This window comes from Kitasatospora sp. GAS1066B, from assembly GCF_041262605.1.
Lineage (GTDB): Bacteria > Actinomycetota > Actinomycetes > Streptomycetales > Streptomycetaceae > Kitasatospora.
The window spans coordinates 194,328-217,910 of record NZ_JBGCCO010000009.1 but is presented as its reverse complement, the minus strand read 5'-3'; the positions used below and the strand labels follow the sequence as shown (position 1 = coordinate 217,910).

At 72.8% G+C, this 23,583-nt stretch carries 17 protein-coding genes; 3 read left to right on the top strand and 14 right to left on the bottom strand.

Annotated features, from left to right (window positions below):
• Positions 1-89: 89 nt before the first annotated feature.
• Together ABH937_RS12890 and ABH937_RS12885 are read right to left on the bottom strand one after the other, a co-directional pair.
• A complete protein-coding gene (locus ABH937_RS12890; protein ID WP_370218252.1) occupies positions 90-1,745 on the bottom strand; it encodes a WXG100 family type VII secretion target in 1,656 nt (551 codons plus the stop codon).
• A gap of 64 nt (positions 1,746-1,809) precedes the next feature.
• Positions 1,810-2,406, bottom strand: a complete 597-nt coding sequence (locus ABH937_RS12885) for a hypothetical protein (RefSeq protein ID WP_280689554.1) — start codon at positions 2,404-2,406, stop codon at positions 1,810-1,812.
• 305 nt (positions 2,407-2,711) lie between these two features.
• On the opposite strand from ABH937_RS12885, the gene ABH937_RS12880 reads away from it, so the two are divergent.
• Positions 2,712-4,730 (top strand): FUSC family protein, encoded by a 2,019-nt coding sequence (locus tag ABH937_RS12880; protein WP_280689555.1) that lies wholly within the window; start codon positions 2,712-2,714, stop codon positions 4,728-4,730.
• Positions 4,731-4,737: 7 nt separating this feature from the next.
• Here ABH937_RS12880 and ABH937_RS12875 read toward each other — a convergent pair whose 3' ends face one another.
• From ABH937_RS12875 to rsmI, 6 genes are all read right to left on the bottom strand, one after another.
• The gene (locus tag ABH937_RS12875; RefSeq protein ID WP_280689556.1) at positions 4,738-6,531 is read right to left on the bottom strand and encodes an ABC-F family ATP-binding cassette domain-containing protein; all 1,794 of its coding nucleotides are present in this window, start codon (positions 6,529-6,531) and stop codon (positions 4,738-4,740) included.
• Between the two features lie 83 nt (positions 6,532-6,614).
• Positions 6,615-7,550, bottom strand: a complete 936-nt coding sequence (locus ABH937_RS12870) for a 4-(cytidine 5'-diphospho)-2-C-methyl-D-erythritol kinase (protein WP_280689557.1) — start codon at positions 7,548-7,550, stop codon at positions 6,615-6,617.
• Positions 7,547-8,428, bottom strand: coding sequence for a 16S rRNA (adenine(1518)-N(6)/adenine(1519)-N(6))-dimethyltransferase RsmA (gene rsmA, locus ABH937_RS12865; RefSeq protein WP_370218250.1), 882 nt, complete (start codon positions 8,426-8,428; stop codon positions 7,547-7,549). Before rsmA ends, ABH937_RS12870 begins: the two co-directional genes overlap by 4 nt.
• 22 nt (positions 8,429-8,450) lie before the next feature.
• Positions 8,451-9,326, bottom strand: a complete 876-nt coding sequence (locus ABH937_RS12860; RefSeq protein ID WP_280689559.1) for a TatD family hydrolase — start codon at positions 9,324-9,326, stop codon at positions 8,451-8,453.
• 100 nt (positions 9,327-9,426) lie between these two features.
• On the bottom strand, positions 9,427-9,906 hold the full coding sequence (locus ABH937_RS12855) for a hypothetical protein (RefSeq protein WP_280689560.1): 480 nt from the start codon (positions 9,904-9,906) through the stop codon (positions 9,427-9,429).
• Positions 9,907-10,235: 329 nt separating this feature from the next.
• On the bottom strand, positions 10,236-11,081 hold the full coding sequence (gene rsmI, locus ABH937_RS12850; RefSeq protein WP_280689561.1) for a 16S rRNA (cytidine(1402)-2'-O)-methyltransferase: 846 nt from the start codon (positions 11,079-11,081) through the stop codon (positions 10,236-10,238).
• Positions 11,082-11,204: 123 nt separating this feature from the next.
• Here rsmI and ABH937_RS12845 point away from each other — a divergent pair, with 123 nt between their 5' ends.
• Entirely contained in the window at positions 11,205-13,088 is a 1,884-nt protein-coding gene (locus tag ABH937_RS12845) for a dolichyl-phosphate-mannose--protein mannosyltransferase (protein WP_280689562.1), read from the top strand.
• A 157-nt stretch (positions 13,089-13,245) separates the two neighbouring features.
• The gene (locus ABH937_RS12840) at positions 13,246-15,003 is read left to right on the top strand and encodes a penicillin-binding transpeptidase domain-containing protein (RefSeq protein ID WP_280689563.1); all 1,758 of its coding nucleotides are present in this window, start codon (positions 13,246-13,248) and stop codon (positions 15,001-15,003) included.
• A 62-nt stretch (positions 15,004-15,065) separates the two neighbouring features.
• Here the strand turns inward: ABH937_RS12840 and ABH937_RS12835 are convergent, their stop codons facing one another.
• The 6 genes from ABH937_RS12835 to ABH937_RS12810 all read right to left on the bottom strand — a co-directional run bounded on the left by ABH937_RS12835 (position 15,066) and on the right by ABH937_RS12810 (position 23,486).
• Positions 15,066-16,682 (bottom strand): N,N-dimethylformamidase beta subunit family domain-containing protein, encoded by a 1,617-nt coding sequence (locus ABH937_RS12835; protein WP_280689564.1) that lies wholly within the window; start codon positions 16,680-16,682, stop codon positions 15,066-15,068.
• A gap of 64 nt (positions 16,683-16,746) precedes the next feature.
• Complete coding sequence (locus ABH937_RS12830) at positions 16,747-18,213, bottom strand: glycosyltransferase 87 family protein (RefSeq protein ID WP_280689565.1); 1,467 nt, start codon at positions 18,211-18,213, stop codon at positions 16,747-16,749.
• A gap of 80 nt (positions 18,214-18,293) precedes the next feature.
• Positions 18,294-19,751 (bottom strand): APC family permease, encoded by a 1,458-nt coding sequence (locus ABH937_RS12825; protein WP_280689566.1) that lies wholly within the window; start codon positions 19,749-19,751, stop codon positions 18,294-18,296.
• Positions 19,752-19,830: 79 nt separating this feature from the next.
• Positions 19,831-21,297: a penicillin-binding transpeptidase domain-containing protein gene (locus tag ABH937_RS12820; protein ID WP_280689868.1), complete on the bottom strand. Its 1,467-nt coding sequence runs from the start codon at positions 21,295-21,297 to the stop codon at positions 19,831-19,833.
• Between the two features lie 59 nt (positions 21,298-21,356).
• On the bottom strand, positions 21,357-22,712 hold the full coding sequence (locus ABH937_RS12815) for an FtsW/RodA/SpoVE family cell cycle protein (RefSeq protein ID WP_370218249.1): 1,356 nt from the start codon (positions 22,710-22,712) through the stop codon (positions 21,357-21,359).
• Between the two features lie 276 nt (positions 22,713-22,988).
• The gene (locus ABH937_RS12810; RefSeq protein WP_280689568.1) at positions 22,989-23,486 is read right to left on the bottom strand and encodes a MarR family winged helix-turn-helix transcriptional regulator; all 498 of its coding nucleotides are present in this window, start codon (positions 23,484-23,486) and stop codon (positions 22,989-22,991) included.
• Positions 23,487-23,583: the final 97 nt, after the last annotated feature.

The window sequence follows — 23,583 nt, the reverse complement described above, 5'->3', positions numbered from 1 at the left end:
CGTTCTCCTCATCGCCATGGTTGCCGAACGGCTGAACAGAACTGCCCGGCCACCGGGACTGACCCAGTGGCCGGGCAGACGTCCGATCCTTACCCAATCACGTCCGGGTTGCTGCCCGGGGTACCGCCCACCCACGTCTCCTCGTCCTCGACGAGGTAGTCGGCGCGGTTGCGGCGGTCCTTCTTGCGCTTGCCGGCCTGGCCCATGCCACCGGGCATCATGCCGCTGTGACCGGCCGCACCGCCCTCACCCTCGGCACTGGCAGCGGCACGGGCCCGAAGGCCGCTGCCGCCCGGGGTGAACTCGCCTTCGGCGCCCGGTCCGCGGCTGCCGCCGACCTCGCCGCCCTCAGCCGAGACCAGGCCACGGTTGCGGCCGATGCCACCGCCGACGCCACCACGACCGCCACCGACACCGCCACGACCACCGCCGAAGCCGCCACCGCCGCCGCCCATGCCGCCCGCCGCACCACGGCCGCCGACGCCGGCCCCGCCCTCCTCGGCGCCGATCGCGTTGGCGCCGAGCTGGCTGCGGCCCGAGACCGCGCCGGGGCCGCCGACGCCACCGGAGATGCCTTCGTCGAGGTTGGGTGTGCCGGTGCCGGTGAGACCGCCGTAGGGGCGCGAGCCGCCGGGGTAACTGCCACCGGGGTAGCTACCGCCGGGGTAACTACCGCCGGGGTAACTGCCACCGGGGTAACTACCGCCGGGGTAACTACCGCCCGGCAGGCCACCGAAGCCACCCGGACCGCCGACGTTGCCGCCGCCGGGGCCGCCCTGAGGCGGCGGTCCGCCAGGGACGGTGCCCTGGGGTGGCAGGGTCGGCGGCGGGACGACGTGGTCGATACCGGTGCTGGGCGGCACGACCGGGTTGGTGATCGGCGGGGCCTGGATCGGCGGGGGCGTCGGTCCCGTCACCGGCGGCGGGACGGGGTACCGGATCGGCGGGGCCTGGATCGGCGGGGGCGTCGGTCCCCCGTGGACCGGCGGCGGCGGGCCGGGCTGGACCGGAGCGTTGCGCACCGGGCCGGGCCCGGTAGGCGGCTTGTAGGTGCCGCCACCGCGGTAGGACGAACCCCCACCACCGCCGCCACCGTAACTGACGCCCTGCTCCCCACCGACGCTCTGCCCAGGCGGCGGCGGCCCCATCACCGAAGTCGGCGTCGGCGGAAACAGCGGCGGCGTCAGCGCCTTCAGCTGCGACGTCGACTCGTCGTACGCGCTCGCCAGGCTGGTCATCGCGGCCACGGCGTCCTGGTGGTCCGTGTCGACCTTCGCCTGCGCGGCCTGTGCCTCCTGGGTCGTCACATAGGTCGGATCCAGCATCTTGCGCTGCGCCTGCTCGGGCGGGCTGAGCGGCGGCCCCTGGCTGGCGTAGCGCGAGAGCGTGTCCAGCTCCGTGGTCGGCACCGGCGGCATCGCCTTCGTCGTGCCCAGCGCGGTGGCGGCGGCCTCCAGGGGAGGCGCCGCGGCCACGGCGTAGTCGGAGAGCTGGTTGGTCGCCGTGTTGAGCTTCCCGGCCCAGTCACGGAAGCTGTCAGCCGCGGCGCCGGTCCACTCCAGGTTCTGGACGTTGGTCTTCAGCTGCGCGCTGATCTCGGTCAGCGTGCTCGACGCACCGCGCAGCGCACCGCCACGGGTCGAGATGACGCCGGTGTCCGTGTTCATGACCATGTCGAGCAGTTCCTGGTGCGACTTGGCCGCGAACCAGTCGTGCGGGCCGTCGTCGACGGATGGGTTGGGCATCAGTTGCTCCCCGTGCCAGTGCCAGTACCAGTGCCGGTTCGGTTCCCCACGCAGTCCAACAGGCTCATCCGACGCCTCCGGTGCTGGTCCCCGAAGTGGTGGAGGTGGTGTTCGAGGCGGGCGTGGCCGTGGTGCCGCCCGCACCGGTGCGTCCGCCGGCCGCCGAGGTGTCAACGGTCACCGGGGCCACCACGCCGCCCTGCTGGACACCGTTGTTGTACTGGCTGTCCGTCTGGTTGCGGATGTTCCACAGGAGTGCGCGCTGCGAGTCGTCGACGTTCTGGTAGCCGCGGTTGTTGATGTCGATGGCGATGCTCATCGCCTCGATCTGGTCGGAGAGCGTCTGCGACAGCGTCTGCAGGTTGCTGTGCACGACGTTGTACGCGCCCAACAGGTCGCCCGATTGTGGGAACCCGGAGCCGAGGTGAGTCTGCTCCAGGGTCTGCTGCGCGATCTGGCCCGAGCTGGCGTTCGACGAGTCCAGCTGGGTGAGCATCTGGTCCACCTGGGACTTGAAGCCCTGCAGCGTGTGCAGTTCCGCCGTGACCTGAGCGGTCCCGACCTGAGCCACCAGGTCGCGGGCGTTCAGCGCCTGGATGTTCTTCGCACCCTGCGCGTTGTAGTAGCCGGGCGCGACCCCGCCGCCCCCATCTGCCGACATGAGCTCAACCACTGCGATACACCTCCCCCGTGCACGACCGGCCATCGCCGCCGTGCCGTAACACGTTCTCCACCTTCAACCGTCCCGCGCCCCTACGTGACCAACGCTCCGTGGCCGGACAGTAGCCGTCACGAAACATCCTACCGAGCGGGTCCGACGACATGGCAGGGGCCTTGGGACATCAGGTCGTTATTGGTACGGAGTTGTCACGTGGCACCCGCGCCACGCGGCAGCCGAACTGAGCGTTCGTCAGGGAACCGGGCCGCCGACCGGGGCGATACGCGGGTATGGCAGCTTTGACCGTTATGAGCAGCAGCACGGCCGACCGCACACCCTGGTGGGCCCGGGCGGCCCGGCCCGAGCGGCCGCGGCCGCCGTGGGCGCTGATGGTGCGCGCCGCCGTCGGGCTGGCGGTACCGCTCTTCGCGGGGCTGGCCTGCGGGCAGCTCGGGCTCGGGGTGTTCGCGGCGCTCGGGGCGATGCACGCGACGCTGAGCGACCGGTTGGAGCCGGGCTGGCTGCGGCTGCATCGGATCGGATCGGCGGTCGGCGCCTCGGCGGCCGGGATGGCGGTCGGCGGGGCGCTGCGACACTTCGACGCCGCGCCGCTGCTCACCGCCCTGGTCCTCACCCTGGTCGGCTTCGGCTCCGGCGCGCTCAGCGCCACCGGGCCGCGCGGGTCGGCGGCGGGGATGCTGCTGCTGGTGTCGGCCACGCTGGGCGGCGGCATGGCCGCGCCGCACCCGTGGTGGGCGGCGGCGCCGATGCTGCTGCTGGGCGCGGGGCTGGTGCTGCTGCTCGGGCTGCGCTACCAGCTGCGGCCCGCGACGGATCCGCGACGGCTGGCACTGGCGGCGGTGTACGAGGCGCTCGGCGAGCTGCTGGCAGCGCTCGGGACGCCGGACGGGGCGGCTGCCCGCCGAGTGCTGACGGCCCGGCTGAACCAGCTGCAGGACCTGCTGCCGGACCGTCAGCGGGAGGCCGCGCGACCATACCGGCCCAGGCCCAGGCCCAGACACTGGCACCGGCAGCAGGAGTCCGCGCGACTGCACCGGGCCTACGAGGCCGCGCTGGCGGCGAGCGAGGCGGCCACCGGGCTGCTCTGGGCCTGGCGCCCGGTGCCGCCCGAGGTCGCGGCGGTACCGACGACGCTCGCCCACCGGCTCATCCGGGCGCCGGCACGATCGGCGGAGCCCGGCAGCACGGCCGACTCCCGCGCCGCCGTCCCCGACTGGTCCCCCGACACCCCCGCCCGCCGAGCCCTGGACGCCGCCCTGCACACGGCGGCTGACGCCGTGGCGGACCGCCCGGTCGACCCGGCAACCGCAGTGCGCGCCGCCGTCGCGCCGCCGCCGGACCCGTGGCGACTGCGGGTGCGGCTGCGCTCACGGGCGGCCGCGCGGTACGGGGCACGGGTCGCGCTCTGCGTGGCGGTGGCCGAGGCGGTGACGGTGGGGCTGCCGCTGAACCGGGGCTACTGGGTGCCGATGACGGTGGCCTTCGTGCTCAAGCCGGACCTCGGCTCGGTCTTCCTGCGGGCGGTCAGCCGGGCGGTCGGCACGGTGATCGGGGTGACGCTGACGGCGGCGCTGCTGGCGGTGACCACCGAGCGCTGGCTGCTGGCCGCGGTCGCCGCGCTCTGCGTCGCGCTGCTGCCGTACGCGGCGGCCGCGCACTACGGGCTGAACACGGCGGTGATGACGCCGATGGCGCTGGTGCTGGTGCAGTTGGGCGGCCAGAGCGGGGTGGCGGAGGTCGGGCCGCGGGTGCTGGACTCGGTGCTGGCCAGCGTGATCGTGTTGGTCTTCGGCTACCTGCTGTGGCCCGAACGGGCACCGCACCGGATCGAGCCGCGGATCGTGGCCGCGACCGGGACCCTCGGTGCGTACCTGCTCTCGGTGACGGACGCCGGGCCGACGATCGGACCCGCCGCGAACGACCACCTCGAGACGAAGGTCCCGTCCCAGGTCTGGCTGCGCCGCACCGCCTACCGCGCCCTGGCCGACGCGCGGCAGGAGGTGCGGCACGGGCTGACCGAGCCGCCGCCGGCCGGGCGGCAGGCCGAGGCCTGGCTGCCCGCGACGGCGGCGCTCGAGCGGCTCGGCGGCGCGGTCGCCGCCTACGCGGCGCAGCTGCGGTACGGCGGTCGACGCCCCGAACCCGAGGAGGTGGCGCGGGTGCTGGCCGCGCTGGAGCAACTGGCGGCGGCCGCCCGGGCGCACCGCCCACCGGACGGCCGGGCCGAGCGGCCGCCCGGCCCGCACAACCCGGCGCGCAGCGCGCTCACCCAGGCGGCCGGGGAGTTGGAGCAGTTGCTGACCTGAGGAACCGTCAGGAGAAGTCCTCGGCCAGCTCCATCCAGCTCAGCTCCAGCTCCTCCTTCTCCTCCCGGACCTTGCGCAGCTGCGCGTCCAGCTCGGCGACCTTGGCGAAGTCGGCGGCGTGCTCGGCCATCTGACCGTGCAGCTTGGCCTCCTCCTTGTCGAGCTTGGCGATCTGGCGCTCGATCCGCTGCAGTTCCTTCTTCGCCGCCCGGGTGTCCCCCACGGCCTTCACCGGGATGGCCGCGGCGGCCGGCACGGCGGCGGCCACCACGGCGGCGCGGCGCTCCAGGTACTCGTCCACGCCGTTCGGCAGCATCCGCATCCGGCGGTCGCCGAGCAGCGCCTGGACCGTGTCGGTGGTGCGCTCGATGAAGAAGCGGTCGTGGCTGATCACGATCATCGAGCCGGGCCAGCCGTCGAGCAGGTCCTCCAGCTGGTTGAGCGTCTCGATGTCCAGGTCGTTGGTCGGCTCGTCCAGGAAGAGCACGTTGGGCTCGTCCATCAGCAGCCGCAGCAGCTGCAGGCGGCGCCGCTCACCACCGGACAGGTCGCCGACCGGGGTCCACTGCTTGTCCTTGCCGAAGCCGAACTGCTCGCAGAGCTGGCCCGCGCTCATCTCCCGGCCCTTGCCGAGGTCGACCCGGCCGCGCACCTGCTCGACGGCCTGCAGCACCCGGGTGGTGGGCTCGAGCTCGGCGATCTCCTGGGAGAGGTAGGCCAGCCGCACCGTCTTTCCGACCTTGACCACGCCGGACGCGGGCTGCACGTCGCCCTGCGTGGCGTAGGCGGCCTGCATGGCGCGCAGCAGCGAGGTCTTGCCGGCACCGTTGACGCCGAGCAGACCGATCCGGTCGCCGGGGCCGAGGTTCCAGGTCAGGTGCTCCAGCAGCAGCTTGTCACCGGCCTTGACCGTGACGTCCTCCAGCTCGAAGACGGTCCGGCCCAGGCGCGCGTTGGCGAACTTCATCAGCTCGCTGCGGTCGCGCGGCTCCGGCACGTCGGCGATCAGCGCGTTGGCCGCCTCGATCCGGTAGCGCGGCTTGGCGGTCCGGGCGGGGGCGCCGCGGCGCAGCCAGGCCAGCTCCTTGCGGGCCAGGTTCTGCCGCTTCTGCTCCTCGGTGGCCTCGATCCGGGAGCGCTCGGCGCGCGCGAAGACGTAGTCGGAGTAGCCGCCCTCGTACTCGCGGACCTCGCCCTGCTGCACATCCCACATCCGGGTGCAGACCTGGTCCAGGAACCAGCGGTCGTGGGTCACGCAGACCAGCGCCGAGCGGCGGTTCTGCAGGTGCTGGGCCAGCCAGGCGATGCCCTCGACGTCGAGGTGGTTGGTGGGCTCGTCCAGCACGATCAGGTCGGGCTCGCCGAGCAGCAGCTTGGCCAGCGCGATCCGGCGCCGCTCGCCACCGGAGAGCGGGCCGATCACGGTGTCCAGGCCGTCGGGGAAGCCGGGCAGGTCGAGGCCGCCGAAGAGGCCCTGGATGATGTCGCGGATCCGGGCGTCGCCGAGCCACTCGTGGTCGGCCCGGTCGGCGATCACCTCGTGCCGGATGGTGGCCTTCGGGTCGAGCGAGTCGTGCTGGGTGAGCACGGCCATCCGCAGCCCGCCGGAGTGGGTGATCCGCCCGGTGTCGGGCTCCTCCAGCTTGGCGAGCATCCGGATCAGCGTGGTCTTCCCGTCGCCGTTGCGTCCGACGACGCCGATCCGGTCCCCCTCGCTGACGCCGAGGCTGACCCCGTCCAGAAGGGCCCGGGTGCCGTAGACCTTCGTGACGGACTCGATGGTGGCGAGGTTGACGGCCACGTGTGCTGCGCTCCTGGGATGGACGGACTGGAGCCTCCAGCCTAGTCGGCGCGCCCGCGCTCCCCGTCGGCGCTGCCTCGCCCTCAGGCCCGGGCGACCACCCGGGCTCCGGGCACCGGGCCGTACGTGGCGTGCGCGGTGCGGCAGCTGGCGGAGGCGGTCAGCGCCGCGGCGACCGAGCCGGCCTCCACGGCGTCCTTGACCAGGAACGCGCAGGTCGGTCCGGACCCGGAGACCAGCGCGCCGAGCGCCCCGGCCGCCAGGCCCGCCGCCAGGCAGTCGGCCAGCGCGGGGCGCAGCGTGAGGGCGGCGGCCTGCAGGTCGTTGGCGAGCGCGGCGGCCAGCGCGACCGGGTCGCCCTCGGCCAGCGCGGCCAGCAGCGCCGGGTCGGCGTCGGGGGTCGGCACGTCCTGCTCGCTCGAGCCGGTGCCGGCCGCCTCGCGCAGCCGGTCGCACTCGCGGAAGACGGCGGGGGTGGAGAGGCCGCCGTCGGCCACCGCGAAGACCCAGTGGAAGGTGCCGCCGACCGCCAGCGGCTCCAGCAGCTCGCCCCGGCCACGGCCGAGTGCGGCGCCGCCGAGCAGCGCGAACGGCACGTCGGAGCCCAGCTCGGCGGCCAGCTCGAGCAGTTCGGGCAGCGGGGTGCCCAGGCCCCAGAGCGCGTCGCAGGCGACCAGCGCGGCCGCCCCGTCGGCGCTGCCGCCGGCCATGCCGCCGGCCACCGGGATGGCCTTGGTGATGTGCAGCGCGACGTTCGGCTCGATCCCGTGGTGCGCGGCCAGCAGGCGGGCGGCGCGGGCGGCCAGGTTGGTGTCGTCCAGCGGGACCTGGTCGGCGTCCGGCCCTTCGCAGGTCAGGCTGACCCCGACGCCCTGACGGGCCGTCACCTCGTCGCCCAGCGCGACCGCGAAGAAGACGTTGGCCAGGTCGTGGAAGCCGTCACCGCGCAGGCCGCCGACGCCGAGCTGGACGTTGACCTTCGCGGGAACCCGGACGCCGACCTCGGAGTGTGGAGTCACAGCACCGGTCCCTTCGGCTTGTGCTCGGCGATGGCGGCGAACTGCTCGACCGTCAGCATCTCGCCGCGCAGCGTGTGGTCGATGCCGGCGGCGGCGATCGCCTGCTCGGCGGCGGCCGGCGAGCCGGCCCAGCCGGCCAGCGCGGCGCGCAGCGTCTTGCGGCGCTGGGCGAAGGCGGCGTCCACCACCTGGAAGACCTCGGTCCGGGTCGCCGTGGTGACCGGCGGCTGCCGGCGGACCAGCGAGACCAGGCCCGAGTCGACGTTGGGCGCGGGCCAGAAGACGTTGCGTCCGATCGCGCCGGCCCGCTTGACCTCGGCGTACCAGTTGGCCTTGACCGAGGGCACCCCGTAGACCTTGTTGCCGGGCTTGGCGGCCAGCCGGTCGGCGACCTCGGACTGCACCATCACCAGGGTGCGCTCGATGCTGGGGAAGGTGGCCAGCATGTGCAGCAGCACCGGGACGGCGACGTTGTACGGCAGGTTGGCCACCAGCGCGGTGGGCGCGGGGCCCGGCAGCTCGGCGACCTCCATGGCGTCGCTCAGCACCAGGTCGAAGACGCCCGCCTTGTCCGGCATCCGGGCGGCGACGGTGGCCGGCAGGTGCTGGGCGAGCAGCGGGTCGATCTCGACGGCGGTGACGTGCGCGGCCACCTCCAGCAGCGCCAGGGTGAGCGAGCCGAGCCCGGGGCCGACCTCCACCACGGCGTCCTCGGGCGTCACCCCGGCGGCCCGGACGATCCGGCGCACGGTGTTGGCGTCGATCACGAAGTTCTGGCCGCGCTGCTTGGTCGGGCGGACCCCGAAGGCGGCGGCCAGCTCCCGGATGTCGGAGGCGCCGAGCAGGTGACTGTCAGGGGTGGGGTCGGTGGTGCTCACCGGGTAAGGCTACAAGCCGTACTCAGTACCCGAAGGCACGCGCGGTGTTCGCCGCGATCGCGCTGCTCAGCTCCTCCTCCGCCAGCCCCAGGGTCTGCGCCATCGAGCGCACCGTGACCGGGATCAGGTACGGCGCGTTCGGGCGCCCCCGGTAGGGGTGCGGGGTGAGGAAGGGCGCGTCGGTCTCCACCAGCACCCGGTCCAGCGGGGTGACGGCCAGCGCGTCGCGCAGGGGCTGGTTGGCCTTGAAGGTGACCGGGCCGGCGAACGAGAGGTACCAGCCGTGCTCGGCGCAGACCTCGGCCATCGCCGCGTCGCCGGAGTAGCAGTGGAAGACGGTCCGCTCCGGGGCGCCCTCGGCCAGCAGCACCTCGATCACGTCCTGGTGCGCGTCCCGGTCGTGGATCACCAGGGCCTTGCCGTGCCGCTTGGCGATCTCGATGTGCCGGCGGAACGACTCCTGCTGGATGTCCACGCCCTCGGGCCCGGTGCGGAAGTAGTCGAGCCCGGTCTCGCCGACCGCCTTGACCTGCGGCAGCGCGGCCAGCCGGTCGATCTCGGCCAGCGCCTCGTCCAGCGCCTTCGACCCGCCCGGGGTGCGCCGCTGACCTGACCAGCCGTCAGGGTCGCCGAGCACCAGCCGCGGCGCCTCGTTGGGGTGCAGCGCGACCGCCGCGTGCACCTGCTCGAACTCGGCGGCCAGCGCGGCGGCCCAGCGCGAACCCGGCAGGTCGCAGCCGACCTGGACCACCGTGGTCACTCCCACCGAGGCGGCCGTGGCGAGCGCCTCGGCCGGGGTGCCGGACTGCATGTCCAGGTGGGTGTGCGAATCGGCCACCGCCACCGCGAGCGGCGCGGGCGGCGGAGGCGGGGTGGAGCGGTCGTCCTTGGCAGCCATGGTCCAGAAGCCTAGCGGCGCGCCGCGCGGGCCCGTCCGGCGAGACGGGCCCGCGCCGAGCGACCGTGGCACAACCGGCGGCGCACTACGGCTTGGCGCCCTACGGCTTCGGCAGCCAGAGCTGGTACCAGTGCTCCCTGGTCCGCAGCTCCTGTGGCTGCGGCGGGTCGGCGGGCTCGGCGTGCGCGGCGAATCCGGGCGAGTGGTGCCACAGGCTCTCGGCCGTGCGGATCCGCCCTGGCTGCATGATCCGGACCGTGTGCCCGCCGCAGCCGGGGCAGGTCGGCTGCAGCAGCGGCGAGGGCACTCGCACACCGTTGGCGTAGTACTGGACCACGGTGTGCCCGTCCTTCGCCTGGTGGTGCTCGATGTCGTACGCCTGCTCCCAGCCGTAGCCGCAGTTGAGGCAGGCGAAGGAGTAGGCCTCCTGGACCATCTCCCCGCCCCGCTGGAGTCGGCCCACGTGCGCGGCGGCCATGCCGCCGGGTCCGGGGCGGGTGGCCCGCCCGGACTCCTCCGGGGCCGACGTGAGGCCGGTCAGCGGAGTGCCACCGACAGGGCTACCGATTGTCTCGCTCATCGCGGTCTCCCAGCGCCCGCCGGACGTTCGTCCGGTTCGGGTCTTTCCATCCGATGGAATGCCCAAGCGCCCGAACCCGATGCCCGGCTTGCCGAGACTTGGCCCGGACTTGGGGATCCCTGTACGAAGAGCCTGTGAAACCCCAGCTCAGCAGGGGTTTAGCAGGCCTCCGCTTTACCTTTTCAGGGGCTGCGGGGCGTACGCCCCGACCCGTCGGACCGCTGCCGCCGACCGCGCGCACCGGCGTGCGCGGTGCTGCCCATCACTCCACCGTACGCGCCTGCGGCTGCTTGGGCGAGGGACAGTTCAGCTGCCTTGACCAGGGATGATCACGGAGCGTGCTTGACCGCCACGACCGCGTCGAACACCTCGCGCTTGGGCAGCCCGAGAGCGAGCGCGACGGCCGCGATCGCCTCCTTGCGGCGCTCGCCGGCCGCCTCCCTGGCGGCCACCCGCTCGGCCAGCTCGGCCGGGGTGAGCTGGGCGGGCGCGGCGGGCGGGGCGCCGGCCACCACCACGGTGATCTCGCCGCGCACCCCCTCGGCGGCCCAGGCGGCCAGCTCGCCGAGCGGGCCGCGCTTGACCTCCTCGTAGGTCTTGGTCAGCTCGCGGCAGACGGCGGCGGGCCGCTCGGCGCCGAAGGCGTCGGCCATCGCCGACAGCGTCTCGGCGATCCGGTGCGGGGCCTCGAAGAAGACCATGGTGCGCGGCTCGGCGGCGATCTCGGCCAGCGCCCGGGAGCGGTCGCCGGCCTTGCGCGGCAGGAAGCCCTCGAAGGTGAAGCGGTCCACCGGCAGCGCGGAGAGCGCCAGCGCGGTGAGCACGGCGGAGGGCCCCGGCACGGCGGTGACCTTGATGCCGGCCTCGACGGCGGCGGCCACCAGGCGGTAGCCGGGGTCGGAGACCGAGGGCATCCCGGCGTCGGTCACCAGCAGCACCCGGGAGCCGCCGGTCAGCGCCTCGACCAGCTCGGGGGTGCGGCCCACCTCGTTGCCCTCGAAGTAGGAGAGCACCCGCCCCGCCGGGGTGACGCCGAGCGCCTGGGTGAGCCGGCGCAGCCGCCGGGTGTCCTCGGCCGCGATCACGTCCGCCGAGGCGAGCTCGGTGAGCAGCCGGGGCGGAGCGTCCGCGACGTCGCCGATGGGGGTTCCTGCCAACACGAGTACACCTGTCACGGGCACATCCTGTCAGGGAGTACCGGAGGACCCCAAAGACAGAATCCGAAGAAGAAAAGTGACGAACCGGGCAGCTTACGAGGGAGGGGTCCGGCTTTTCGGCCCCGCCCCTACGATGTGCGGGTGAATGGCGAGACGGCGGCAGAGACGGCGGTGGTAGAGACCATCGCGGACACCCCGGGCGGCACCGACCTGGGCGGCGAGGCCGGCGGGCTCGACCCCGCCGGCATACCGGCGCCCCGGGCGGGCGACGGCTGGCTGCGCCGGCTGGCCGCGCTCGGCTACCAGGCGCCGAGCCAGGTTCCCGTGGCCGAGCGTCTCGTTCCGCCGATGCCGGACGGCCCCGGGGTGACCCCGGCCGTGGTGGCGCCCTCGCCGCTGCTGCTGCGGGCCGGCATCCGGCTGCCCGCGGGCCTGTGGACCTGGCTCTGCCGCTGGTCCGGCTGGCTGGGCCCGCTGGCGGTGGCACTCTTCGGCGGCCTGCTGCGGTTCTGGAACCTGGGCAGCCCGGGCGCGATCATCTTCGACGAGACGTACTACGCCAAGGACGCCTACGCGCTCTGGCGGGGCGGCTACGAGACCTCCTGGCCGGACAGCGCGAACACCCAGATCGTCCAGCCGCACCAGGTGATCCCGTACCAGGCCGACCCCGCCTTCGTGGTCCACCCGCCGGTCGGCAAGTGGATCATCGGGATGGGCGAGCAGCTCTTCGGGATGCACCCGTTCGGCTGGCGGTTCATGGTCGCGGTGCTCGGCACCCTCTCGATCCTGATGATCGCGCGGATCGCCCGCCGGCTCTTCCGCTCCACCCTGCTGGGCTGCGTGGCCGGCCTGCTGCTCTCGGTGGACGGGCTGCACTTCGTGATGAGCCGCACCTCGCTGCTCGACCTGGTCGTGATGTTCTGGATCCTGGCCGCCTTCGGGTTCCTGCTGCTCGACCGCGACCACACCCGGGCCAGGATCGCCCGCCGGCTCACCGAACTGCCCGATGGCGCGCTGGCCGACGCCGCGCTCGCCCACCGGATGCGACTGGGCCTGCGCCCCTACCGGCTGGCCGCCGGCGTCTGCGTGGGCCTGAGCTGCTCCACCAAGTGGAGCGGGATGTACGTGGCGGCCTTCTTCGGCCTGCTGACCGTCTTCTGGGACCTGGGCGCCCGCAAGCTCGCCGGGGCCCGCCGCCCGTACTGGTCCACCCTGATCCGCGACGGCCTGCCCGCCTTCGCCTCGATCGTGCTGGTCTCGCTGGTCGTCTACGTCGGTTCCTGGTCCGGCTGGCTGGCCAGCAGTTCCGCACCGGGCAAGGGCGGCTACGGCCGGGACTGGGCGGTGGGCCGCCACGGCCTGTCCTCCGAGTTCGTCTCGCTGCCGCTGCTCGGCAAGGTCAAGATGCCCTTCCAGGTGGACATGACCTGGGTGCCGGGGAGCCTGCGGGCGCTCTGGCACTACCACTCGCAGATGTACAACTTCAACATCGGCCTCTCCACGCCACACCTGTACCAGTCCAACCCGTGGAGCTGGCTGGTGCTGGGGCGGCCGGTCTCCTTCTACTACGAGTCGCCGCACCTGGGGCAGAGCGGCTGCAAGGCCACCGAGTGCGCCTCCGAGGTGCTCGCGATCGGCACCCCGGTGCTCTGGTGGGCCGGCGTGGTGGCGCTGGTGTACTGCCTGTACCGGTGGGTGCTGCGGCGCGACTGGCGGGCCGGCGCGGTGCTGTGCGGGCTGGGCGCGGGGTACCTGCCCTGGTTCGAGTACCAGCACCGGACCATCTTCCTGTTCTACGCGGTGGCCTTCGTGCCGTTCCTGGTCCTGGCGGTCACCATGATGATCGGCGCGATGATCGGGCCGGCCACGGCGGTCTACGAACGCCGGCTCGCGGGGGGCGCGGGGGCCGGACTGCTGGTGCTCGCGGTGCTCTGGAACTTCCTCTACTTCTATCCGCTGTACACCGGCCAGGTGATCCCGATGGACGACTGGCGCTCCCGGATGTGGTTCACCAGCTGGATCTGACCGGTGATCCGCACGCCTGTGCGCAGCTGGGAGGTGTGTACCAGCTCTGTCACGAGGGGCCTGGGTGGATGAGAGTGCGCTGAATGGCGGCTTACCCTGGGTTGCCCGGTTTCGGCCGGTCACCCAGTCCTCGTCGTCTTCCAGGGGGAGCACCACCATGCGTCAGGGCGCGAAGACCGCCATCGTCAGCGTTGCCGCCGCCGCCATGCTCGCGGCCGGCGGTTACGGTGCGTACTCGTTGGTCGGCTCGGGCAGCAAGTCCCCCGCGGCCGCGCCCAAGCCACGCACCGTCGTCGCCGAGCCACCGTCGGCCGATCTGGCTGCCAGTGGCGCCAAGAGCTTCCTGGCCGCCTGGTCCAGCGGCGACCTGCAGGGAGCTGCCAAGCTGACCGACGACCCGCAGAGCGCGCTGGCCGCGCTGACCGCGTTCCAGCAGCAGGTGAAGCCGAGCGCGGTGACGCTGACCCCGGGCACGCCGACCACCCCCGCCGCGTTCGCCTCGGCCACCGCGCAGCCCTCCGGCGCCGCCACCGCGAAGCCCTCCACCGCTGCCTCGGCCGGCGCGTCCGCCTCGCCCTCGGCATCGGCCTCGGCGGGGCCGACCGGGGTGCTGCTCAACTTCAAGTCGCACGTCGAGTTCGCCGGCACCACCAACACCTGGGACTACACCGGGTTCCTGGGCGTGGTGAAGATGAGCGACGGGACGGCCGCGGTGCACTGGGCGCCGACCGTGATCAACCCGCACCTCGGGCCCGGCGAGCAGATCGTCACCCAGCCGGTCTACAACCCGCCGACCAAGATCACCGACCGCAACGGCCAGTCGCTGGCGAACTTCCCCTCGCTGAGCCAGATCCTGCTGAACTTCCAGCAGAACCCGCCCGCCGTGAACCCGGCCGACGCCGGCAGTGGCGTGGCGATCGTCAACCCGGCGGGCAAGGGCAAGCCCGAGCCGCTCTTCACGGTCACCGACCCCAAGCCCGGCCAGCCGATCAAGCTGACCCTGGACGCGACCCTGGAGGCGGCCGCGCAGACGGCGGTCGACGAGCAGGCCGCCAAGCTCAAGCAGCCCGCGGCCATGGTCGCCATCGAGCCGAGCACCGGAAACATCCTGGCCGTCGCCAACTCCCCGGCGACCGGCTTCAACACCGCGCTGCAGGGCCAGACCGCGCCCGGCTCCACGATGAAGGTGATCACCGCCAGCGCACTGCTGGAGGCCGGGATCGACCCGAGCGCCACCATGCCCTGCCCGTCCAGCTACACCGTCGGCACGACGTACCACAACGACTTCAAGGACGACGAGCCCAACAACACGTTCATGCAGGACTTCACCGTCTCCTGCAACACCGCCTTCATCAAGCAGAGCACGACCACCCTGCAGTCCGGCCAGCTCGCCAAGCAGGCGGGGGACGTCTTCGGCATCGGGCTGAACTGGAAGATCGGCTTCCCCAGCTTCGACGGCTCGGTCCCGGGGCCGGGCCAGACCAAGGACGAGACGGCCGGTGAGTACTTCGGCCAGGGCAAGGACCTGATGAACCCGCTGACCATGGCCTCGGTCGCGGCCACCGTGGAGAGCGGCACGTTCAAGCAGCCGGTCCTGCTGGCGGGTCTGCCGCAGCTCCCGGCTGCCCGGCAGCTGTCGCCGGACACCCTGACCAAGCTGCGCTCGATGATGAACAGCGTCCTGACCAACCCGGCGGGCACCGCCTACAACGCGCTGCAGGGGGTCAGCGGCACCATCGGCGGCAAGACCGGCACCGCCGAGACCTCCAGCGACCCCAAGGCCCCCACCAACAGCTGGTTCACCGGCTACCGGGACAACCTGGCGGTCTCCGCCGAGGTGATCAACGGCGGCTTCGGCGCCGCCGCCGCAGTGCCCGCGGCGGCCGAGGTGCTCAAGGTCGGCAACAACGGCTGAGTCGTCCGGAGATGACGGTGGGCCCGGTCAGGCAGTTGCCTGACCGGGCCCACAGCCGTCTCTCACTGACCGTAGACCGCCGCCACGTTGTCCTGCGGCGGGTGCGCCGCGCCGGCCGGCCCGGCGGCGAAGGCCCGCAGCAGGTTCTCGGTCACCTTCTGGGTCAGCGCCCCCGCCTTCGCGTCCATCGCGTGGTCGGCCCCCGAACGGCCGTCACCGCTGGCGTCCAGCGCCTCCACCCAGCGCATGGTGCCGCTGGCGAACACCCCGGCCCCACTGGGCGCGCGGTAGAAGGCGGTGTCGCTGAAGCTCTTGCGCCCCTCGCAGACCACCGGCGAGTGCGCCAGGATCTCGATCGGCCGGGGCGTGTCGAAGCCGGTGTTCACCCGGTCGTACTCCACCCCCACCAGGTGCGGGAAGCTGTCGCCCGCCTGCACTCCGGTCCCCGCGAAGAGCCAGTGCCCCGGGTCGCCCACCACGTAGGGCGCGTCCACCGGGTAGCCGTCGTAGATCACCCCGAGCATCGAGCTCTCCGGGTCCGCGTGCGGGGCCGCCCGGTAGTCGTTGGTCGGCAGACCGGTCTGCTGGAAGCCTGGATCCTGCTTGTACGAGTCCTTGTAGCAGACCACCTGGCGGTCGGCGCCGGTCGGCGAGGGCTCGTAACGGACCCGGCGGAAGCAGCAGTTGGCGCCCAGGATGGCCAGGTTGGTCCCGGCGTCCCGGGCCGCGACCACGTTGGCGCGCTGCTCGGGCGACCAGTACTCGTCGTGACCCGGTGAGAGCACCGCGAGCGCGCCCTTGAGCAGGCCCGGCTGCCCGGCCAGGTCGGTGCTGGTGGCGTACGCCAGCGGCAGGCCCAGCTTCTCGGCCAGCGCGATCAGCGGCGTCTCGTAGACCATGAAGAGCCCGGCGCCGTCGTACTCGTGGTACGGACGGTCGTGGGAGACCACCAGCGAGCGGGTCGCGTAGGCGCCGTTCTCGCCGTTGTAGAGGTTGTAGCCGCCCCAGGTGTTGTAGGCCTGCCAGGTGGCGGTCGCGTTCACCACCACCAGCTTCCCGGCGGTGCTCGCCGAGCGGACGGTGACCGGCACGTACCGCTGGCCGGCACCGCCGGCCGCGTCCAGCCGCAGCAGGTAGCTGCCCTCGGGCCAGCCGGCGGTGTCCACGGTGGTGGTCTTCGACCAGTCGGTGCTGATCATCCGGGTGTGCGGATCGAGGGCGGCCGCCGACTGGGTGCTGCCGGGCAGCTGGTCCGACTGCCAGACCAGGCGGCCCCGGGCACCGCCGTACCAGCCCATCCGGTAGGCCGAGACCTTGAAGGTCGACGCGGTGGTGGAGACGTGCAGGCCGAAGCTCTCGCCGGGCAGCACGCTCGTCCGGTCGGCCCAGCCCTCGATCGCCCGGTCGGGCCCCGCGGTGCCGATCCGCCAGTCGGCGTTGCCGGGCTTGGCGTTCTCCTGCTGCGGAACGGCGCTGCTCCCGGCGCCCGAGGAGGGTATCGAGCCGCCGCCCGCCGTGGCCGCCACCGCGGCCTGCCGCAGGCCTGCGGAGCCGCCCGTCCCGCAGGCCGTCAGCCCCACCCCGGCCGCCGCCGCGCCCGCCAGGCCGAGGAACCGCCGTCGGCCGGTGCCTGGCCGCTGCCCGTCCGACGGGTCGTCAACTGCCTGCTGCTCGGCCATCCGGGTGCCTCCTGACGTCTGGGCTGGGCGGCTCGAGGCGCCCTCACTGGTCGTCAGCGCCCGGCTACCGGAGTGCCGCGACGCCTTCGCTCTCCACCGTACGGGTGCTGTATGAAGGCCGCCCGGTCCACGAGCGGGCGGCCAACCGGGGCCAGATGGCCAGCACGGCGGGCAGCGCGAGATAGCCGAACCGCCCGGCGGGCGCCAGCATGAAGGCCACCGTGAGCCCGGCGGCCAGCAGGTCGGCGGCGGCCACCGCGGTGGCCGGCGGGCGCAGCAGCAGCCAGCCCGCCACCACGAGGCCGCCCAGCACCAGCAGCACGATCGAGATGGTGTGCCCCACCGGGCCGAGGTCGGCCAGCACCTTGCCGGGCAGCGGGCTGCCGGCCGGGGTGCGCACCGAGGTCAGGCCGAGCGGGAAGCGGATCACCTGGTCCAGGAAGTCCTGCGGCCGCTGCAGCGCGAACGGCACGATCACCGCGACGCCGGCCAGCGCGGCGGTCAGCGCGGCGCGGCCGGCCGGGCGCCGGCCGTACAGCCGCCAGAGCAGCAGCGCGGCCACCGGCAGCGCCGGCCAGGCGGTCCACTTGAGGGTGCAGGCCAGCGCGAGCACCAGCCCGGCGCCGATCGTGCGGCCGCGGGCGGCCAGCGCCATCGCCAGGCAGCAGACGCCGATCAGCGGCAGGTCCACCCCTCCGACGGCCAGCATCAGCGCGACCAGCGGCGAGCCGGTGAGCACCCCGAGCGGCAGCAGCGGCGAGTGCCTGCGGGTGGGGCGCAGCAGCCGCCAGCTGACGGTCAGGCAGCTCAGGAAGCTGAGGGCGAACCAGATCCGGGCGTCGCCCAGCACCCGGGTGAACTCGTTGCCCGAGCCGAGCACCGCGCGCGGCAGCCCGAACAGCGCCATGGCCGGCAGGTACGGGTTGAAGTCGGTGACCTTCACCGGATGCGGCAGGTACGGGGTGCCGGTGTGCAGCAGCAGTTGGGCGGAACGCTCGACCACCATCACCTCGGACTGGTGCTGGCCGTTGGCGGCCAGCAGCCCGAGCGGCAGCAGCACCGCGCCCAGCAGCGCCACGACGGCGGCGACCCGGCCCGCGTAGCGGCGTGGCAGGGTGACCACGGCCAGCCCGGCAAGCAGGTAGGCGGGGGCCGCCACCTCGCCCCAGAGCCGCTGGTTGCCCAGGTCGGAGACCAGCGGGAAGGCGCCGGCCCAACCGGCCGCGATCAGGCAGCCGAGCAGGTGAACGCTGCGCCGAGCGCCCAGCCGCATCGCCAGCACGGCCAACCGCTGACCGCGCCCGGCCGAAGCCGACGGACCGTCGGGGCGTTGCCGCGGCATCCCGGCGCGCGGCTCGCCACCGGCCGGCCCGACGACGGGCCCCAGGTGCGCGGCCTCGGGCCGGGCCCGGCGACCTGCCTGCTGACCGCCGGGGTGCCCGACGGGCCGGCTGTCCTGCGCCGGGCGGCCGCGCCGGACACCGAACCGGCCGCGGCTGCGCGGGGCGCCGGACGAGCGGGTGGTCACCATGGGTGAAGGTTATTTGGGCGCCGCCGCCCGTGTCGTCAGACTGCAGGGGCTAGCCAGAACCCGATCGATCGGTTAGGGCGTCAGCCCTGCGGCGTGAGCTCGGATCGCGGGGCCACAGCGGTGTACTCCAGTCGGGAGTGCCGGATCCCGTACCCGAGGTAGCAGGCCGCCGCGAGCAGCAGCGCGACGCCGAAGAAGACGAAGGTCAGCGGCTGCAGGCCGCGAATCAGGTAGATGCAGAAGGCCACGCTGAGTAGCGGGGTGACGGGGTATCCGGGGACCTTGAAGCCGCGGCGCAGCTCCGGGCTGCGCCGGCGCAGCACGATGACGCCCAGTGAGACCACCGTGAAGGCGACCAGCGTCCCCAGGGAGGTCAGGTCGGTCAGGATGTCCAGCGGCACGAAGGCGGCCAGCGCGGCGACCGCGACGCCGACCACCACCGTGTTCCAGACCGGCGTGCCGGTGCGCGGCGAGACCTCGGCGAAGCGGGCGGGCAGCATCCCGTCACGCCCCATCGAGTAGAGGATCCGGGTCTGACCGTAGATCACCACCAGCGTGACGCTGAAGATCGAGACGATCGCACCGAGCGCGAACAGCAGCGCCGGCCAGGTCTGCCCGGTGAGGTCCTGCAGGATCTGCGCGAGCCCGGCCTCCTGCCCGCCGAAGCGCTGCCAGGGCTGGGCACCGATCGCGGCGACGGCCACCAGGACGTAGAGCAGGGTGACCACCACCAGCGAGATGATGATCGCCAGCGGCAGCGTGCGGCGCGGGTCGCGGACCTCCTCGCCCGCCGTGGAGACGGCGTCCAGGCCGATGAACGAGAAGAAGATGCCGGAGGCCGCGGTGCCCACCCCGGACCAGCCCAGCGGCATGAAGTCGTGCAGGTTGCCGGAGCGGTAGCCGGTCAGCCCGACCGCGACGAAGAGCAGCAGCACCGCGATCTTGATCGCCACCATGGCCGCGTTCACCTTGGCGCTCTCGCTGACCCCGCGCACCAGCAGCAGGCAGACCAGCGCCACCAGCACCACGGCCGGCAGGTTGACGTAGCCGCCGTCGCCGGGCGGCTGGGCCAGCCAGGCCGGGATGCCGAAGCCGAAGGCCAGCTCGCAGAACTTGTTCAAGTACTGCCCCCAGCTGACCGCGATCGCCGAGGCGGAGACGCCGTACTCCAGCAGCAGGCAGACCCCGACCCCGAAGGCGGTGGCCTCGCCGAGGGTGGCGTAGGCGTAGCTGTAGGAGGAGCCGGCCACCGGGATCGCCGAGGCCAGCTCGGCGTAGCAGAGCGCGGTCAGGCCTGCGGTGACGGCGGCCAGCAGGAAGGAGAGCACCACGGCCGGGCCGGCCTCGGGGACGGCCGAGGAGAGCACGAAGAAGATGCCGGTTCCGACGGTGGCCCCGATGCCGATCGCGGAGAGCTGCCAGAGCCCGATCGAGCGGCGCAGCCGGCCCGGGTCGCCGCTGCCGGCGCTCTCGGCTATCAGGGTCTCGACCGGCTTGCGCCGCAGCAGGCGGCTGCTCAGGGAGGTGGTGCTCGGCACGACGGGGAACTTTCTGCAGATTTCGACGATCAGCGCATAAATATACACATCATCGGATAATCGCGGTCACTGGCTCCCGCTAGCTCTTCCCCGCCAGCACCGCCTGCATCACCGACTTGGCGATCGGTGCGGCCAGCTTGCCGCCGCTCACATCGGTCGCCGCGCTGTCCGCGATCACCACCGCGACGGCCACCGGCGGCACGCCCGAGGAACCGGTCGGCTTGGCCCAGGAGATGAACCAGGCGTACGGCGTGCCGGTGTTGTCCACCCCGTGCTGGGCGGTGCCGGTCTTGCCGCCGACCACCGCACCGGGGATCCGGGCGTTGCCGCCGGTGCCGTTCTGCACCACGTCGGTCATCAGCTGCTGCAGCTGCCCCGCCACCGAGGGGCTCATCGCCTGCTTGTAGACCTGCGGCTTCATCAGCTGGACGGTGCTTCCGTCGGACTTCGTCAACTTGTCCACAAGCTGGGGATACATCACCGTGCCGTTGTCGGCCACGCCCGCCGCGACCATCGCCATCACCAGCGGGGTGGCGGCGGTGTCGAACTGGCCGATCGAGGAGAGTGCGAGCTGGGACTGGTCCATCCGGGTGTCGAAGTTGCTGCGTGCCGCGCGCACCGGGATGTCCAGCTTCGGGTCGTTGAAGCCGAAGTTCTGCGCCATCCCCACCATCTCGTCCAGCCCGGTCTGCACGCCCAGGTAGCCCATGACGCTGTTGCAGGAGAGCGTCATCGCGGTGTCCAGGTCGAGGTTGGCCTGGTCGCACGAACTGGTGTCGTTGACCAGCGTGGTGGTGGTGCCGGGCAGCACGTAGGGGTAGGGCGTGCCGGTGGGGGCGTTGATGTCGGTGACCACCCCGTTCGCCAGCGCGGCCGCGGCGGTGACCACCTTGAAGGTGGAGCCGGGCGGGTAGGTCTGGCGCAGCGCCCGGTTGAGCATCGGCTGGTCGGTGTCGGCCTGCAGCTTGGTCCAGGCGTTCTGGTCCGCGGTCGAGGAGCCGGCGAAGCTGCCCGGGTCGTAGGACGGGGTGCTGGCCAGCGCGAGGATCCGCCCGGTGCTCGGCTCGATCGCCGCCACCGCGCCCTTCTGGTTGCCCAGGCCCTGCATCGCGGCCTGCTGGGCGGCCTTGTCGATGGTGGTGTGGACGTCGCCGCCGGGGTTCTGCTTGCGGGTGATCTCGTTCCAGACCGCCCAGCCGGACAGCCGGTTGTCGGTGCCGGCCAGGATGCCGTCCTCGATGCCCTCCAGCTGGGTGTTGCCGTAGATCTGCGAGGAGAAGCCGGTGACGGCGGCGTAGCCCGGTCCGTCGGTGTAGGTGCGCTTGTAGTCGAACCGGCCGCCGGTGGCCGCCGAGCCGGTCACCGGGTCGCCGCCGGCCAGGATGTTGCCGCGCGGCTGGTCGTAACGTTGGATCGCCTTGCGCTGGTTGGCCGGGTTGTTGTCGTAGCCCTTGGCCTGGAAGACCTGGATCCGGGTGGCCTGGGCGGCCAGCAGCAGGATCAGCACCAGGCAGAACAGCCCGGCCCGGCGCCCGGTGGTGGACATCCCGGGCAACCCCTGCGGGCCGTTGCCCCTGGGCTTGCGGGCCTTCGGCTGCTTGCGGGTCATCGGGTCTCCCCCTCCGGCGCCGGCCTGCGGGCCGTGTCACTGAGTCGCACCAGCAGCGCCACGATGATCCAGTTGGTCACCACCGAGGAACCGCCCTGCGCGATGAACGGCAGCGTCGCCCCGGTCAGCGGGATCAGGTCGAGCACGCCGCCGGCCACCACGAAGACCTGTAGGCCGATGATGGTGGCCAGACCGATCGCGAGCAGCCGCCCGAACGGGTCGCGCAGCGCGATCCCGGCCCGGTAGCCGCGGGAGACCAGCAGCAGGTAGAGCAGCAGCAGCGCCACCATGCCGACCAGCCCGAGCTCCTCGCCGATGGTGGCGAGGATGAAGTCGGACTTGGCCGCGAAACCGATCAGGATCGAGTGGCCCAGCCCGAGCCCGGTGCCCAGCACCCCGCCCCAGGCGAAGGCGAAGAGCGACTGCGCGATCTGGTTGGCGCCCTGCCCGGCGGCGACCGAGGCGAGCGGGTGCAGCCACTGGTCGACCCGGGCGTGTACGTGCGGCGACAGCCAGCCGACCATCACCACGCCCGCGGCGGCCAGCACCAGACCGATCGCGATCCAGCTGATCCGGGCGGTGGCCACGTAGAGCATCACCACGAAGATGCCGAAGTACAGCAGCGACATCCCGAGGTCGGTCTCCAGCACCAGGACCCCGATGAAGGCCGCCCAGACCAGCAGCACCGGCCCGAGCACCCGGCCCGGCGGCAAGGTGAAGCGCCAGATCCGACGCCCCGTCAACGCCAGCGCGCCGCGGTGCGCGGACAGGTAGGCTGCGAAGAAGATCACCAGCAGGATCTTGGCGAACTCGCCCGGCTGGATGGAGAAGGGCCCGATGGTGATCCAGATCCGCGAGCCGTACACCGCCGGGAAGAAGATCGGCACCACCAGCAGCACCAGCGCCACCAACGCCCCGCTGTAGGCGTAGCGCCGCAGGATCCGGTAGTCGCGCAGCAGCACGATCACGGCCACGCAGAGCGCCACCCCGAGGGTCGACCAGAGCAGTTGGGTCGGCGCCGCGTGGCTGCTCGGGGTGGCCCGGTCCAGCCGGTAGATGACGACCAGTCCGATGCCGTTGAGCAGCACCGCGATCGGCAGCAGCAGCGGGTCGGCGTACCGCGCCCGCCAGCGGATCACCCCGTGCGCGATCAGCGCCAGGCCGCCGAGCGCCGCGCCGTACTCGGCGGCGTCCGGCGGGACCTTGTCGTCGATGTTGACGCCGACCTCGATGTAGCCGAACACCGCGATCGCCACCGCGCAGAGCACCAGGGCGAGTTCGACGTTGCGTCCGGTGCTGGGCCGGGGCCCGGTGGGCCCACCACGGACGGCGGCGACTGCGGGTGTGGCCATGGGCGGACCGCGGCTCCTGTCTGGTGCTCGGGGCTATCACCGGACTCTGCTCCTCAGGCGGCGCACGGCACGGTCCCATCCGACTCGACGGGCATACTGGCGCCACGGTAGGACGATTAGCCATATTTATCGAGCTTCTGCGACGGTGTGTCCGCTTTTACCCCATGGGCCGCGAGCCCGCGAGCTCGGCGGTCCGTCAGCTCGGCGGTCCGTCAGCTCGGCGGTCCGTCAGCTCGGTGGTCCCTCAGCCCGTCAGCGGGTCGGCCCGACGGCAGGTCAGCCGCAGACGGCGTCCGGCCAGCGGTGCACGAGCAGCCCGGAGAGCATCTCGTGCAGCAACTCCCGGTGGCCCTCCGGGAGGCGGGCGAAGAAGGCCCGCTCGGCCCGCTCCGCCACCGCCTGGGCCTCGGCCAGGGTCTGCCGCCCGCCCGGCGTGAGGCCCAGGATGTAGCGGCGGCGGTCAGCCGGGTTGCGACGGCGCTCGACCGCGCCGGCCCGCTCCAGCTCGTCGATCAGCGAGACCACGGTGGTCGGGTCGAGGTTGATCACCTGGCTGAGGTCCTGCTGGGAGAGTTCGGCCCCGCCGGCCAGCGTGGCCAGCACCAGGAAGTCGCGGAGCTTGAAGCCGGCCGTCTGGAGTTCCCGGTCGACCTCCTCGGCGATCAGCAGCCCGGCCTTGTGCAGCAGCACGCCGGTGTGGCCGGCGAGCGGGAAGTCGCGGCGCGGGGTGCCGGCGGCCGCGTCGGAACTGGTCACGGGGGCGGTGCGGGCCATCGGGGATCTCCCAATCCATCGGGAGTCTTTGGACTCTTCAACTTTTCAAGAATCTATCATCGGGCCTGTTCATCACCAATGAATCGGGCGGCCGCCC

What these genes read in the sequence shown, in the direction of transcription:
- ABH937_RS12890 (WP_370218252.1), bottom strand. Translation starts at nt 1,745, where the DNA reads ATGCCCAACCCATCCGTCGACGACGGCCCGCACGACTGGTTCGCGGCC.
- ABH937_RS12885 (WP_280689554.1), bottom strand. Translation starts at nt 2,406, where the DNA reads ATGTCGGCAGATGGGGGCGGCGGGGTCGCGCCCGGCTACTACAACGCG.
- ABH937_RS12880 (WP_280689555.1), top strand. Translation starts at nt 2,712, where the DNA reads ATGAGCAGCAGCACGGCCGACCGCACACCCTGGTGGGCCCGGGCGGCC.
- ABH937_RS12860 (WP_280689559.1), bottom strand. Translation starts at nt 9,326, where the DNA reads ATGGCTGCCAAGGACGACCGCTCCACCCCGCCTCCGCCGCCCGCGCCG.
- ABH937_RS12855 (WP_280689560.1), bottom strand. Translation starts at nt 9,906, where the DNA reads ATGAGCGAGACAATCGGTAGCCCTGTCGGTGGCACTCCGCTGACCGGC.
- ABH937_RS12840 (WP_280689563.1), top strand. Translation starts at nt 13,246, where the DNA reads ATGCGTCAGGGCGCGAAGACCGCCATCGTCAGCGTTGCCGCCGCCGCC.
- ABH937_RS12835 (WP_280689564.1), bottom strand. Translation starts at nt 16,682, where the DNA reads ATGGCCGAGCAGCAGGCAGTTGACGACCCGTCGGACGGGCAGCGGCCA.
- ABH937_RS12830 (WP_280689565.1), bottom strand. Translation starts at nt 18,213, where the DNA reads ATGGTGACCACCCGCTCGTCCGGCGCCCCGCGCAGCCGCGGCCGGTTC.
- ABH937_RS12820 (WP_280689868.1), bottom strand. Translation starts at nt 21,297, where the DNA reads ATGTCCACCACCGGGCGCCGGGCCGGGCTGTTCTGCCTGGTGCTGATC.
- ABH937_RS12815 (WP_370218249.1), bottom strand. Translation starts at nt 22,712, where the DNA reads ATGGCCACACCCGCAGTCGCCGCCGTCCGTGGTGGGCCCACCGGGCCC.
- ABH937_RS12810 (WP_280689568.1), bottom strand. Translation starts at nt 23,486, where the DNA reads ATGGCCCGCACCGCCCCCGTGACCAGTTCCGACGCGGCCGCCGGCACC.